Raw genomic sequence first — 14,372 nt, forward strand, 5'->3', positions numbered from 1 at the left:
TTATGAATACATTACACCATGCCTTCTGGAGCTATTTTTTCTTTCGGAAAAAAAGTAGGCGTACCGTTAAGTATCTTGTTATAGGTGGCATTGCACCTGACATCATTTATTATGTGATGTTTTTATACTTATTAGCTGAACGAAGTATCGAGAAAATCATCAATCCAGAAATAGAACTGTCCCTCCATTATTTTATCCACGGCTTGTTTGAACATCCTATCGTTGATGTATTGCGGAAACTTGGTCATTCTATCGTGATCTGGTTCATTGCCTTTATTCTTCTCATGATCATTCATCGAGGTTTTAAGCTGACCGCTCTGTCTGGGTTTATATGGGGATGGTTTTTACATGTTTTAGTGGACTTTTTAACACATGTGAGTGATGCTGTGCCGATCTTCTATCCTATTAACAATACCGTAATCCCTGGAGTTGTTTCTTATTGGAATCGTGATTACTATGGTACTGAGTTTAGTATTACTCATGGTATTGTTCTCGTATCAACGATCATCTACCTTATCCTGGAACGGCGTCGTACAAAGAAAGTGATAAATGAAGCTCGAAGTAAAGAAATTCAATCATAATAAAAAAGGAGCAAGCGTCGGTTAACGACCTGCTCCTTTTGTTATTTCGTATTCTCGTCAAGCGTCGGATCCTTTTTGGTTACTCGATTCCGAATGAGTATTGGAATAACCGAAAGTAAAATAAAAACGCCTACCGCAATGGCAATAATCTTTGGATCACCTGAGACTAGGCTACTACCTAAAAAGTTGTATGCAAATGTCCCTGGAATGATACCAATAAGCGTACCAAAAAAGAATGATGCAAAACGAATTTTAGATAGTCCTGCTGAATAACTAATTAAGTCAAAGTTAAAAAGAGGAACGAACCGAAAGAATAATACATAAAAGAATCCGTTCTTCTCAAGCTGTTCTTGTAATTTACGTCCTTTTCCTTGCCAATCTTTATTTGCGATCGATTTACCTAGCTTTCTTGCTACAATAAATGATAACACTGCTCCTCCTGTTGCCCCAATCACTGTATAAAAGGTTCCAAACAAAGAACCAAATGCTAGTCCACCTGCAATGGACAAGACAGAGGCTGGGAAAAAAATAAGAGGACGAATGGTGTAAATCACTATATAAACAATCGGTGCGAGTATGCCAAACGATAATATCCAATCCCTGATCTCTTCTACTTTAAAATCAAGGTACGAACGGCTGAACCAAATTAATAAACCAACAACGATGACTATTGCAAACCACTTGAACCATACCTTTGGATGTTTCATCTTCCCATCCTCTCTCAACACTTCTCATGTCTACCTTAACTGAATGACATGAAATTTGCTGTAACATGGCTTACATCATTTGTTTGTATACTAGAAAAAGCGTTAGGATGATCAAACTACTTGATACGACACCTTCGCCCTTCGATGCCGTTTTCAAATAAAGCGGAAATCGTACGCGAAGAGGGATGGGGTAAAACAATTGAATACCTCTTACTGTCATGGCATCCAGCACAATATGACTAACGATGCCAACTAGAAGTCCAATTTGAATCAAGTGGTCGAATTGAAAGCTGAATGTTGACATCAACCAGTAGATTAGAATGATAAAAAGAATACTGTGAGTGATGGTACGATGACCAAAAAACCTGCTTATCCCTTTGGATAATGTCCTGGCCCTGCGTCCCGTCCATGATCCCGGATGACATATGTCCGGAAGAAGTGAACCAAAAAGACACGCTCCGTAAAAGACGATCAGTTCTGGTGCATCTAATTTATCTGTTATGTAGTAGCTTTGAGCGGCTACGCCAAGGCATATACCACCAATGGCGTGTGTTTTCCCCTCCATTTTATTCCTCCTTCATCTGTGTTTTCTTGTTCGTATTGTTGGAAAGTGCCATTTTAGAGGGGGTGCAATCATATGTTCGCATATCATTAAGTATAACACAAATCGATCACCACAAATACTAAAAAAAGACCCGCTCTGAAGCGGATCTTTTGATTGGTTATTCGGGTTTGTCGATTTTTTTGATTTCGATGGCATCGCCAGTTTCACTTATATCTACAACGAAAGAACCATTACTATAGCGATCATTAGGTCTGTACGTAGATGGATCGACTTCTACCGGCTCACCTTTTTTCGTTCGAACGATAATCAAGTCTTGTTTAGTTGTCGCGGCCACACCAACGACACGATGAGGATTTGATTTTAATTCTCTTAGCATCACGACACCACGCTTGGCCCTTGTGGTAATCTCAAATTCACTTAACTGCATTTTCTTGACTGCCCCTCTATGAGTGACAAGGAAAATGTCATGCTTAGCTGTTGGTTCATAAATAATTCCGCTCACAACGTAATCATCTTCTTTTAAATTAATGCCCTTCACTCCGCTTGCCCGCTGCCCGACAAGACTTATCTCTTCTTCTTTAAACCGAAGTCCGTAGCCGAAGTGTGTAGCTAGAAAGACTTCTTTACTTCCGTTTGTCCGGTATATATCAATCAATTCATCTTCTTTTTTTAACTTAAGAGCCATGAGAGGCTTTGAATAACGCTGAGCTTTGTATTGAGAAAGCTCTGTTTTCTTAATCATCCCTTGCTTGGTCACAAAGACGAGGAATTGATCATCTTTAAACTCTTTGACTTCCATAGCTTCAATAATTCGTTCGTCAGATTCAATGGAAACAATGTTTGCAACGTGCTGTCCTAAATCTTTCCACCTGATTTCTGGTAGCTCATGGACAGGCAAGTAAAGATAGCTTCCTTTATTCGTAAATAGCAAAATCGTGTGAGTCGTATTGCTATCAAATTGCCGTAGCAGCGTATCCGTTTCTTTCATTCCGAAGTCTTTTCCATTCGATGCCGCGTAAGAACGAGGGCTCGTCCTCTTAACATAGCCATCTTCTGTCACCGTTACAATCACGTCTTCAGATGGAACCATGACTTCAAGATTAACTTTGATATCTTCAATTTCATCTTCGATCACAGTCATACGACCATCTGCATATTTCTTACGGATTTCTAATAATTCTTTTTTGATAAGATTGACAAGTCTTTTCTCACTTCCAAGAATCGTTTCAAGCTTGTTAATAAGCTGGCTAAGCTCCTCAGATTCCTTTTGAAGCGTTGTGATATCCGTGTTTGTTAAGCGATATAGCTGTAAGTTTACAATCGCTTCGGCCTGAGCGTCTGTAAATTCGTATTGAACCATTAAATTGTTTTTAGCATCACGCTTATCCTTTGATGAACGAATCGTCGCAATCACTTCATCCAGAATAGAAATGGCACGAATGAGGCCTTCTACAACGTGCTGACGGTCTTTCGCACGTTTTAAGTCATATTCTGAGCGACGAATAACAACTTCCTTCTGATGTTCAATATAAGCCTTTAGAATTTGTTTTAATCCCATTTGCTTCGGTGTTTTGTTGTAAATGGCCACCATATTATAGTTATACGTAATTTGAAGGTCAGTTGCTTTGTATAAATATTTCAATATACCGTTAGCATCTGCTTCTTTTTTCAACTCAATAACGAATCGAAGACCTGTACGATCCGTTTCATCACGGACCTCTGAGATCCCTTCAATTTTTCGATCTACTCTTAGTTCATCAATTTTCTTCACAAGGTTCGCTTTATTGATTTCATATGGAATTTCCGTCACAACAATTTGTTGACGTCCTCCGCGAACTTCTTCAATCTCTGCTTTGCCACGTAAAATGAATTTTCCTTTGCCCGTTTCAAATGCTTTACGAATGCCTTCTGTTCCCTGGGCAATGCCACCAGTTGGGAAGTCAGGTCCTTTAATAACGCCCATTAACTCTTGAAGTGTTACGTCAGGATTCTCCATTTGCATAACGGCAGCATCGATAACTTCTCCAAGGTTATGAGGAGGAATGTCCGTTGCATAACCCGCTGAAATACCCGTTGAGCCGTTAACGAGCAAGTTAGGAAAACGTGCTGGTAAAACAATAGGCTCATTTTGTGTATCGTCAAAGTTTGGAGCAAACTCAACTGTATCTTTATCAATATCTCGTAGAAGTTCTGATGAAATTGCTGCAAGGCGAGCTTCTGTATAACGCATCGCAGCGGGTGGATCTCCATCGACACTACCGTTATTACCATGCATCTCAACAAGGATGTTCCTTACTTTCCAATCCTGCGTCATTCTGACCATTGCATCATACACGGACGTATCTCCGTGTGGATGGTAGTTACCAATAACGTTACCGACCGTTTTAGCCGATTTTCGAAATGCTTTCTCTGCTGTGTTACCTTCATGGTGCATCGCATAAAGAATACGACGTTGCACAGGCTTCAGACCGTCCCTTGCATCGGGCAGGGCACGGTCCTGAATAATGTATTTACTATAGCGACCAAAAGCGTCTCCAAGGACATCTTCCAGTGGGAGATCTAAGAATTTTTCTGCGTTAGCCAATGTTACGCCTCCTCTTCAATAATGGAAATGTTCTCATTCTCGATGATATTTGTTTCTTCATTTAATCCGAATGCCACATTGGATTCAATCCACTGTCTTCGCGGTTCGACTTTATCTCCCATAAGAACGGAGACGCGTCGTTCTGCACGAGCAATGTCTTCAATCTTTACGCGAATCAATGTGCGGCTCTCAGGATTCATCGTTGTTTCCCATAATTGATCGGCGTTCATTTCACCTAGACCCTTATAGCGTTGAATCGTATAGCCTTTACCAACCTTTTTCATAGCCTCTTTCATGCCATCTTCATCCCAGGCGTATTCCACAACTTCCTTCTTGCCTTTACCCTTACTAATTTTATATAGCGGTGGAAGAGCAAGGAATACCTTTCCATGTTCAACTAACTGCTTCATATAGCGGTAGAAGAAAGTTAATAGAAGCACCTGAATATGAGCGCCGTCGGTGTCGGCATCCGTCATGATAATTACTTTATCGTAATTTGAATCTTCTATAGTAAAATCAGGTCCGACTCCCGCTCCAATAGCATGAATAATCGTATTGATTTCTTCGTTCTTAAAAATATCCTGCAACTTCGCTTTCTCCGTGTTGATAACTTTCCCTCGTAGCGGAAGGATTGCTTGCGTACGACGATCGCGTCCTTGTTTAGCTGAGCCTCCAGCTGAATCTCCCTCAACCAAGTATAGCTCATTCTTTTTGGGATTACGCGAAGTAGCTGGAGTCAGTTTTCCGCTTAGAATGGTTTCCTTGCGTTTACCCTTCTTACCAGATCGTGCATCTTCTCGTGCTCTTCTTGCAGCTTCCCGAGCTTGAGCGGCTTTAATGGATTTTTTTATTAGCATTTCACTAATGGACGGATTCTCTTCTAAGAAATAAGAAATCTGACCGGATACGATCGCATCAATCGCTGAACGTGCTTCACTTGTCCCTAGCTTGCTTTTCGTTTGCCCCTCGAACTGCAGCAATTCTTCAGGAATACGAACAGAAACAATGGCCGTAAATCCTTCGCGAATATCGTTCCCCTCAAGATTCTTATCCTTTTCTTTAAGGAGGTTCACTTTCTTAGCATAATCATTGATCACGCGCGTAATGGCTGTTTTCATTCCAGATTCGTGCGTTCCACCGTCTTTCGTTCGGACGTTGTTTACGAATGAGAGAACATTCTCTGAAAATCCATCATTGTATTGGAAAGAGAAATCTAGTTCAATACCATTGCTCTCACCGGTAAAGGTGACAACTGGATGAAGCGTCTCTTTGTCTTCGTTTAGATAGTTGATAAATGCCTCGATACCGGTTTCATAATAGAAGACTTCTTTACGGTCATGACGCTTATCATTCAGTTCAATCTTTAGTCCTTTAAGCAGAAATGCAGCTTCACGTAAACGTTCACTAAGGGTATCGTAGTTATAGTTTAGCGTGCTAAACATCGATGTATCCGGCTTAAAATGAATCGTCGTTCCCGTTTTGCGCGTTTTCCCAATATTTTCGAGAGTTGTTGCCGGCTTACCCCCATTTTCGAAACGTTGTTTGAAGATGAATCCATCGCGATGAATGGTCACTTCAAGCCATTCAGAGAGAGCATTTACTACAGATGCGCCTACACCGTGTAGTCCACCGCTCGTTTTATAACCACCCTGTCCAAATTTACCACCAGCGTGGAGAATCGTAAGGATAATTTCTGGTGTTGGTTTGCCAAGTTTGTGCATTCCAACTGGCATACCTCGACCGTTATCTTCTATACTGACACTATTATCTTCATATAAAGTAACGTTGATTTCATTCCCATGTCCTGCAAGAGCTTCATCAACTGAATTATCAACGATTTCATAAACTAGATGATGCAAACCTCTTGAGTCCGTGCTTCCTATATACATACCTGGACGCTTTCTAACCGCTTCAAGGCCTTCAAGAACCTGGATTGAATCGTCACTATACTCTTGCTTTTGTTTTGTTACCATGTTTTTCCCCTTTCAACTTGCTGTATAGACTAGCCTACCATACGAGAACGGGTGTTTCTATATTTTCTTATACCCTATCCTTTTTTTAAAGCATTGCCACATCGCAGTCATTTTAATAGCCAGGCAGTGGTTTACAGCTTCTTACTGAATGCGTCTCAATAGAAAAGGAATGATTCCTCTAAGCTTTTATTAGCAAAAGACTTTCTTTGTTCCTTAAAGTTTTCCCACTATGAGAACGACGATTATTTCCGTATTAAAAAATCCTGCACAGTGGCAGGAGAGAAAAAAACATCGAACCGTATTGTACCTTATTGTCTATTCTTCATCAATTGTTTTCACGACATGCACGTTACCTTCTTCATAACCAAGCGTAACGATATGACCTTCTTCAACCGACTCCCAATCAGATTTATCGGCTAAATAAGGAGTTTCGTTAACAATAAGATAATAATAAGGTTTTTCAACTGGCGTATTTGTCGCCTCTTCTGCATTTTCACTTGTTACATCTGCTTCATTTTCAACATTACTTTCATCTTTTTGAGCCGTCTCATTCGTAAGTTTTGGTTCTTCATAGCGGATCATCTTTTTTTGAACCTCACCTGTTACATTTTTAAGCTGTTCATCCTGTCCATTTGCGAAAGCAGTGCTAACGGCAAGTACGAAACATAGCAATAAAATAGACAGGAGAGTTCCTCTTAACAAGTTCATACAGAGGCTCCTTTCAACATACTTTCGCTCTTAGTTTACCATAGATTTTTTGTTGAGTAGTGCGTTTTCTCATAATCGTCTTCATTCCTCCGCAAAAAACATTTCGTTAAAATAACAATTCATTGACCGCACTTGGAGAGATCTTGACTGAAGTTTTCGTTTCCACAAACAAAAATATGTTAACTTTATATAAATAAAGGGTGTCGTTTAAATGTATATAAACTATTTAAATACTAAATCCCATTAAAACCAATTAAATTTATTCACTTGCTAACATTAATGTTAACTAAATATAAATTTATGTTGACACAATTTGATTTTTCTTTTACGATTCATTATAGTGATAACGAAAGTGAGGATCAGTCATGAGGAAAATGAAAACAATTGATTTAGTTTACGCAGGTATGTTCGCAGCATTAATGGCCGTTGGAGCAAATATTGCTCAATTCCTTGTTGTCGGTGGCGTGCCCATTACACTCCAAACTTTTTTCGCTATTTTAGCTGGCCTTTTACTCGGCAGTCGACTTGGCGCTATTTCATTGACTGTTTACGCATTCGTTGGTCTTGCCGGTGCGCCAGTTTTTGCGCAGTTTACTGGTGGTCCTGCCGTCTTATTTAAACCAACATTTGGATTTATTCTATCTTACATTTTAGTTGCTTATGTTGCAGGGAAAATCGTAGAATCAAAATCTAAACCAACTATGAGAACATTCATGATCGCAAGCTTTACTGGATTTATTTTGAATTATGTTCTAGGAACAAACTATATGTACTACGCATACAAGTTTTGGGCTGAAGCGCCTGAAGGATTTACTTATGGAATGGCATGGATGTGGATGGTTGCTCCACTACCGAAAGATGTGATTTTATCAATTGTAGCTGCTCTCATCTCACCGCGCATCTACAGTGCTGTTACGAAAACAGCAAAGCGAGCGCAAGTAGCTTAACACTGCATTCCTCTATTCCCAATAGATGAATATAAATTTACCGCCGGTATAACTACCGGCGGCCTTTTTTTAGGTGTGAGTATTATTCACTTGCAGTTTGCTTTGTATTACTTGAATTTAAGAATAGAGAAACGATAAACATTAGTGCAAGGAAAACAATGACGAGACCAAATCCACCTTTCTCTCCGAAAGCTTCTGAAACAATTCCAATGATGTATCCTGCGATACCACCACCAATACCAGATGCTACATAGATTAAACCTAGTGCAGTACCGGGATTTTTTGAAATAGTCGTTCCAAATGCCGTAGCGGTTGGAAACAATGTAGAGAAGAAAAGTCCTGCTCCAGCAAATAAATAAGGTACCTGGTTCGCAAAGAAGAAGCTGACCGCTACGATAATGACTGATCCTAATGAGAAAGAAATCATAATCAATCGTTCGTTGATTTTATTCGCAAGATAAGCCACTCCTAAGCGCCCAATCATAAAGAATACTGAGAAGAGTGATAGAATCGTTGCGACCATATCCGATTTTGCCTCGGTAGATATGCCTCCTAATTCAAGAGATTTTAAGTAAGGCGGGAAGAAATTAGTAAACGAAACTTCTGCAGATACTTCGAAAATTAAGAAGAACATTAAGAAAATCATTTGTGCATCTTTTAACATTGGTATAAATGCTTTTAAATTGATTTTTTCTGCTTTTCCATCAGGGAATTTAACCGATGTGACATAAAAAATAACGAGAATATTTAAGATGGCAATAGCAAGATAGAAATATCGCCATGATGCAAATTGGAACATGTAGTTAAGGATTTGTGGAAAGACGATCATCCCAAGTCCATAGATCCCCATCGCTAAATTGAACATTTGATTCTGCTTCTCTGGATATGCAGCCGGTACAATCGCATTGGAAGCAACACCAAGCGCTCCAAGCCCGAACCCAATTAACATATAGAAACCTAAGAAGAAGGTAATGTTTGGCGCAAATCCGGTACCTGCAAAACCGAGTCCCATGACAATCGTTGCAAAGATCACCATTATTCTTAACCCTTTTTTATCTGTTAAATAACCGAAAATCAAACTCGCGAGCGTAAATCCTAGTTGGAATATCAAGACAACTAATCCGAATTGACTCATATCAAGTCCAATATCCGTTTCAACTTTATCAAGTACAATCCCCTTTGTATTCGTCACCCCTCCAGAAACGAACTGGGTAAATAATAAAATAATTAACGCGTGAATACTTTTCCCTTTTGACATTGATCGTACCTCCATAAATTAATCTATCACAGGGGATTCCACGGTATATTTAACTTAAAACTTGCAATTATTTTCGGACTATTTTTCGGTAGCGTTACCATCTCTGTCACATCGAGTATTCTAGATAAGAAAAAAAGTTGCAGAGAGTATTAACTCTCTGCAACTTACTTCATCTGATAGACGAAATACGTAGCGACAAAATAGATCAAGACAATTAAAGTGGATGGCACCATATAAAAAAGCGTGCTACGTTTTTGTTTTCTTGTAATACTATATAAAATGACGAGCACCACCACAATTGATGATACGGTTGTCACAATATTAGACATGCTAGCATGCCTAAATAAGTTTGTCTTAAGATAAATAGCATCTGTAAACGAAAGCAGCATGATATTAAATGCGTTACTTCCTAGAAGTGAGGTTATTCCCATACTGTAATTCTTAAGTTTCAACGCTGTTGCAACACTTACAGCATCAGGCAAAGAAGTACTCGCTCCTACAAGAAAGGATCCAACAAACGAAGCTCCTAATCCTGTGCTTTCCGCAATTCGATCGGCAGTTAATGTTAATACCGTTCCGACAATCATAATACCGACAGCGGATAAGATGAACATCGTTAGAACTTTTTGGTATGAAAACTCACCGTATTTTTCATTCTTTCGACTTCTCCGTTTCACTTTTTCTTCTGTTAATTTGTTAATCCATTTCACACCAGCAAAATACACAAGAACAAGAATGATCGAACTATATCCGATATGATAAATGCTCGCTGGTAGCGTTAATGATAATCCAGCTACAACGATTAACGTCATCACAATGACAAGATAGATGTAGAGCTTACTTCCTATATCTGTTTGTCCCATAATCTGTTCGCGACGGTAGACCATATCAAGAACGGCGAGGGCTAATAGATTAAATAAATTACTCCCAAGCAAATTCCCGATAGCAAGATCTGGACTATCAATAGCAATTGCCGTCACGCTTGATGTTAATTCTGGCAATGATATAGCAGCACCAATAATAATCCCCATAAACGCTGATGACGCTTTTGTTTTCTCGCTAATGGCATCGCCATACATAGCAAGTCGAGTAGCAACGAAATAGGTGCCAATCGCTGCTAAAATAAATAGAAGTATTGTGAACAATAAATTCATAGATGATCTCCTTAATACGTTCGATTTCCTTGTTCACCATTTCCTTCCCAAGTTAATACTAAACCATAATAAATAGAATGACTCGAAAATGTAATGTTCCATAATTGTAAAAGATTCACAAGTAAGATTTCCAAGGTATGAGTATACGTTTTGGGAGATGAGTTATTAAGAAGCAATTTAGGCATGATGAGCAGGAAAATGAACCCCCACACTTAAAGAGCGGGGGTTTTGGTAAATGAATAGTTGTGAGCAAGCAGTTCAAAACGCCAGTGAAGACCTAAGGTACTTGAATTAGTTTAAAGTGTTGCCACTCATACGGTATTAATTGCTGGTAGCGTTTTTCTAAATAACGACTATCAATTAGCAATAAAAGACCTCGATCGGTTTCTGTTCGAATGAGTCGACCGCCTGCTTGTTGAACACGGTTCATGCCTGGGTAAACGTAAGTGTAGTCAAAACCATTTCTTCCAGCTTGATCAAAGTAAGATTTCATTAGCTGCCGCTCGGTATCAAAATTAGGGAGCCCTACTCCAACGACCACCACTCCTGTAAGGCGATCCCCTTTTAAGTCAATCCCTTCTGAGAAGATGCCACCTACAACAGCAAACCCAACTAAGCTACCTTTTCGATCAGATGTGAATTTTTTTAAAAACGACTCCCTTTCTTCTTCCGTCATCCCGCTCTGTTGAATGACTGTTTCCACTTCGTCAGGAGAAGTGAATGCCTCAAAAACTTGTTCCATATAGCCATATGACGGGAAAAAGAACAAATAATTGCCGTTTTTTTCATGAAGCACTTTTTGAAGAAGTGTAACAAGTCTTGGTAGTGTGCGCTCACGATCGCGGTACTTCGTCGAAAGAGGAGCAATATAAACATTCGCATGTTCACGTGGAAAAGGAGAAGGGATTTTCACAGCGTAATCCTCTTCTTTCCAACCAAGCAAGTTTTGATAATAAGAGAAAGGTGTAAAAGTAGCTGAGAAGAAAACGTTCGATCGAAACCCCTTCCGCATCTTTTGAAGGAGATGCGAAGGATCGAAACAAAAGAGCTTGATTTTCACCTCGGACTTTCCTGCCTCTACATACGTCATATATCGCTGATCATAAAGTTTTGCAATTCGAATAAAGTTCTGTGCTAAAAAATACGTTTCAAGTAAAAGCTCATCGCTTCCTTCCTCAAGCAACTCGACTTCACTCACTTGCACAAACGTATCAAGCTGAACAATAAGCTCTTCATCAATTTCGGATTGAACTAACGAACCATTCTGCGTCGATTTTCTGTACGTAAGAAACGTGTTATTTATCGATGCTGCTGCGCTTGATACTTCACTATTTTGTCTTTTGTAATTCCGCTTCAACTCAAGAAAGGGTGACTTCATTAATTCGGCAGAATACATTTCTCTCGCCCGATCCACGAGGTTATGCGCCTCATCTATAAGAATCGTCGTTTGTTTCTTTTGCTCCTCAATAAGTCGCTTTAAAGAAACACGAGGATCAAACAAGTAATTGTAATCGCATATAACCGCATCAGCCATGTAAGACAAATCTAGAGATAGCTCAAACGGACATAGTCGGTGCTTATGAGCATATTTTTCAATAACCTCTCGAGTGATACGCGTCTCATGATGCAAAATATCAAGCATTCCATCATTAATTCGGTCGTAATAGCCATTGGCATATTCGCAATACTCTTTCTCGCAAATGGTTTTTTCCTTGAAGCAAATTTTATCTCTTGCGGTAATGGTCACAGATGAAGCATGAAGTCCTTTCGTTTCCATTAATTCAAAAGCTTCTTGAGCGGTTTCTCTCGTTAGCGTTTTGGCTGTGAGATAGAAAATTTTATTACCATACCCTTCTCCCATTGCCTTAATAACTGGAAATAGCGTACTAATCGTTTTTCCTATTCCTGTAGGCGCCGTAGCGAACAACGTCGCTTCATCTTGAACCGTTTTATAGACGCTTGCTGCTAACTTTCGCTGACCTTCTCGATAGGAATCAAACGGAAAAGTGAGTGATTTGCTGCTCTCATCACGCATGGTTAGATGCTTTTGCTTCCACCTGGCAAATGGAGCATACTGTTCGACAACCCATTTCATAAACTCATTTAACTCAGACGCAGTTGTTTCCTGTTGATATCGTATAATCTCATTTGTTTCTGACTGGATATATGTTAATTGAATCGTGATTTTCTCTAAGTTGTATTCCTCAACAGCCATGTATCCATAACATTTCGCTTGCGCCCAATAAACTGGGTGTGTCCCTTCATCCACTTCAGTAAGCGGGAGTGACGTGGATTTAATCTCATCGATAATGAATTGTTCATCGTTTTTAAGCAGTCCATCACATCGACCTTCAATATGAAAAGTCATCTCTTCATAAATCAAATTCGTTTCAAACGGCACTTCTTTTTTATCATGTTCTCCATAAGTCTTCTGAATCATCTGGTGAAGTCGAGTTCCTTCCGTCATCGCTGTGGCTGTACGGAAACGAGCATCGATACTTCCCCTTCGAAACGCATACTCGACAAGAGGTCGAACGGATACATTAATCATTTCATTCATCTTATCACCTAATTTTTCGTTTATGCACATTCATTAATAGCCCATTCTTGATTCGTAAAGAAACAAGCGGCTCTGCTTCCACACGTTGATCGATCGAAATCTGTTGAAGATGAAACCTTTTACCAATTGTAGCGAAAATGAGTTGAGCTTCATATGTAGCAAACTGACTACCAATACAGCTTCTAGGACCGCCGCCAAACGGGATGTATGTGAACGGAACTTGTTTTCTTTTCATTCGATCAATAGAGAACTGCTCGGGGTTTTCAAAAAAAGCAGGATTACGATGCATGATATAAGGACTGATTAAAAACGACGATCCAGCTTTGAACGGATGGCCCTTTATCTCAACAGGTTCTAACGCTTCTCTTAATAATACCCATGCTGCAGGATAAAGTCTTAACGTTTCTTTAAAAAACTGGTCTGTTAATGGTCGATTTTTAAGGTCGTGATCGTTTATAGAGCGCCATTCAGTCACTAATTGTTTTTCTAATTCGGAATGTACAGAGAGTTCATACCACATCCATGACATGACATTGGCTGTTGTTTCATGTCCCGCGATTAACATCGTCAAAATCTGACTCCTTATTTCTTCTCTTGAAATCGGCGAGCCATCAGAATACGTGGTTTCCTGAAGGAGAGCTAATAAATGATCACCTTTTGGAGTATGGGCAATAAGTCGATCAGCCAATTCGTTTAATCGCTTTTTCCCAACTTGATAGCGTCTATTACGTTCTGAAGGAATAAACGATGGAATAGGGAAAGGTAAGAATAAATCTCCGGCTGATTTTTCAATAATATGGGTAACTGCTTTAACTAGCTCAGCACTTTCTGGTTTTGAAACATCTTGTCCAAACATTGTTTTCATAATAATCCGTAGTGTTAACTTCATCATTTCGGAGCTAATACAGATAACATCTCCGTCATTCCATTCTTTGATAAACTGATTTGTTTCATCTAGAATAATTTCTACATATTGCGCCATTTTCTCTTTATGAAAAGCGGGCATAATCAATCTTCGTTGGCGTTCATGGGTTTGCCCTTCAGAAGTAAGCAAGCCTCTACCAATCGTTTGACTGAGTAATGAAGCGGAGTTTCCTTTATGAAAGGATGCTGCGTTTGTAACTAGTATTTGCTTAATCGCCTCTGGTTGATGAACAACATAAGAGGAAGCTCCTAATTCTACAAAATCAGCCACTTCCCTCGTTTTCAATAAGAAACCTAATGGATCTTTACGAAAATCAAGGTAATTTTTTAAACGAATCCCAGATAGCTTCTCAACAGTTCCCATCATATATCACCACTCACTGTTTTTCTTTATTATAGGAAGATCTTCAT

The 14,372-nt window shown here is 39.4% G+C and carries 11 protein-coding genes; 2 read left to right on the top strand and 9 right to left on the bottom strand.

Annotated features, from left to right (window positions below; genetic code table 11):
* The first annotated feature begins 2 nt into the window (after window positions 1-2).
* Window positions 3-581 carry a hypothetical protein gene (locus tag AC0VYJ_RS11990; RefSeq protein WP_475365271.1) on the top strand — a complete coding sequence of 193 codons (579 nt, stop codon included), beginning with the start codon at window positions 3-5 and terminating at the stop codon, window positions 579-581.
* A 41-nt stretch (window positions 582-622) separates the two neighbouring features.
* Here AC0VYJ_RS11990 and AC0VYJ_RS11995 read toward each other — a convergent pair whose 3' ends face one another.
* The 5 genes from AC0VYJ_RS11995 to AC0VYJ_RS12015 form a co-directional block, all read right to left on the bottom strand.
* Complete coding sequence (locus tag AC0VYJ_RS11995) at window positions 623-1,288, bottom strand: TVP38/TMEM64 family protein (RefSeq protein ID WP_475365272.1); 666 nt, start codon at window positions 1,286-1,288, stop codon at window positions 623-625.
* Window positions 1,289-1,358: 70 nt separating this feature from the next.
* Window positions 1,359-1,853: a metal-dependent hydrolase gene (locus AC0VYJ_RS12000; protein ID WP_194221769.1), complete on the bottom strand. Its 495-nt coding sequence runs from the start codon at window positions 1,851-1,853 to the stop codon at window positions 1,359-1,361.
* A 157-nt stretch (window positions 1,854-2,010) separates the two neighbouring features.
* Window positions 2,011-4,437, bottom strand: a complete 2,427-nt coding sequence (gene parC / locus AC0VYJ_RS12005) for a DNA topoisomerase IV subunit A (RefSeq protein ID WP_475365273.1) — start codon at window positions 4,435-4,437, stop codon at window positions 2,011-2,013.
* Between the two features lie 2 nt (window positions 4,438-4,439).
* Entirely contained in the window at window positions 4,440-6,410 is a 1,971-nt protein-coding gene (parE, locus tag AC0VYJ_RS12010) for a DNA topoisomerase IV subunit B (protein WP_194221771.1), read from the bottom strand.
* A gap of 315 nt (window positions 6,411-6,725) precedes the next feature.
* Window positions 6,726-7,118: a hypothetical protein gene (locus AC0VYJ_RS12015; protein ID WP_283154182.1), complete on the bottom strand. Its 393-nt coding sequence runs from the start codon at window positions 7,116-7,118 to the stop codon at window positions 6,726-6,728.
* Window positions 7,119-7,483: 365 nt separating this feature from the next.
* Between AC0VYJ_RS12015 and AC0VYJ_RS12020 the strand changes: the two genes are divergently transcribed.
* A complete protein-coding gene (locus AC0VYJ_RS12020) occupies window positions 7,484-8,065 on the top strand; it encodes a biotin transporter BioY (RefSeq protein WP_475365274.1) in 582 nt (193 codons plus the stop codon).
* Between the two features lie 82 nt (window positions 8,066-8,147).
* Here AC0VYJ_RS12020 and AC0VYJ_RS12025 read toward each other — a convergent pair whose 3' ends face one another.
* The 4 genes from AC0VYJ_RS12025 to AC0VYJ_RS12040 all read right to left on the bottom strand — a co-directional run bounded on the left by AC0VYJ_RS12025 (window position 8,148) and on the right by AC0VYJ_RS12040 (window position 14,325).
* Complete coding sequence (locus tag AC0VYJ_RS12025; RefSeq protein ID WP_475365275.1) at window positions 8,148-9,323, bottom strand: MFS transporter; 1,176 nt, start codon at window positions 9,321-9,323, stop codon at window positions 8,148-8,150.
* A gap of 164 nt (window positions 9,324-9,487) precedes the next feature.
* Window positions 9,488-10,477 (bottom strand): sodium:calcium antiporter, encoded by a 990-nt coding sequence (locus tag AC0VYJ_RS12030; RefSeq protein ID WP_475365276.1) that lies wholly within the window; start codon window positions 10,475-10,477, stop codon window positions 9,488-9,490.
* Between the two features lie 277 nt (window positions 10,478-10,754).
* Window positions 10,755-13,037, bottom strand: coding sequence for an ATP-dependent DNA helicase (locus AC0VYJ_RS12035; RefSeq protein WP_475365277.1), 2,283 nt, complete (start codon window positions 13,035-13,037; stop codon window positions 10,755-10,757).
* Between the two features lie 4 nt (window positions 13,038-13,041).
* A complete protein-coding gene (locus AC0VYJ_RS12040) occupies window positions 13,042-14,325 on the bottom strand; it encodes a cytochrome P450 (RefSeq protein WP_475365278.1) in 1,284 nt (427 codons plus the stop codon).
* Window positions 14,326-14,372 lie beyond the last annotated feature (47 nt).

The organism is Anaerobacillus sp. 63XJN7_5_ISO-PGPR-S23-430, assembly GCF_056173695.1.

Coding starts and splice junctions, on each gene's coding strand:
- AC0VYJ_RS11990 (WP_475365271.1), top strand. CDS start 3: ATGAATACATTACACCATGCCTTCTGGAGCTATTTTTTCTTTCGGAAA.
- AC0VYJ_RS11995 (WP_475365272.1), bottom strand. CDS start 1,288: ATGAAACATCCAAAGGTATGGTTCAAGTGGTTTGCAATAGTCATCGTT.
- AC0VYJ_RS12000 (WP_194221769.1), bottom strand. CDS start 1,853: ATGGAGGGGAAAACACACGCCATTGGTGGTATATGCCTTGGCGTAGCC.
- parE (WP_194221771.1), bottom strand. CDS start 6,410: ATGGTAACAAAACAAAAGCAAGAGTATAGTGACGATTCAATCCAGGTT.
- AC0VYJ_RS12015 (WP_283154182.1), bottom strand. CDS start 7,118: ATGAACTTGTTAAGAGGAACTCTCCTGTCTATTTTATTGCTATGTTTC.
- AC0VYJ_RS12020 (WP_475365274.1), top strand. CDS start 7,484: ATGAGGAAAATGAAAACAATTGATTTAGTTTACGCAGGTATGTTCGCA.
- AC0VYJ_RS12025 (WP_475365275.1), bottom strand. CDS start 9,323: ATGTCAAAAGGGAAAAGTATTCACGCGTTAATTATTTTATTATTTACC.
- AC0VYJ_RS12030 (WP_475365276.1), bottom strand. CDS start 10,477: ATGAATTTATTGTTCACAATACTTCTATTTATTTTAGCAGCGATTGGC.
- AC0VYJ_RS12035 (WP_475365277.1), bottom strand. CDS start 13,037: ATGAATGAAATGATTAATGTATCCGTTCGACCTCTTGTCGAGTATGCG.
- AC0VYJ_RS12040 (WP_475365278.1), bottom strand. CDS start 14,325: ATGGGAACTGTTGAGAAGCTATCTGGGATTCGTTTAAAAAATTACCTT.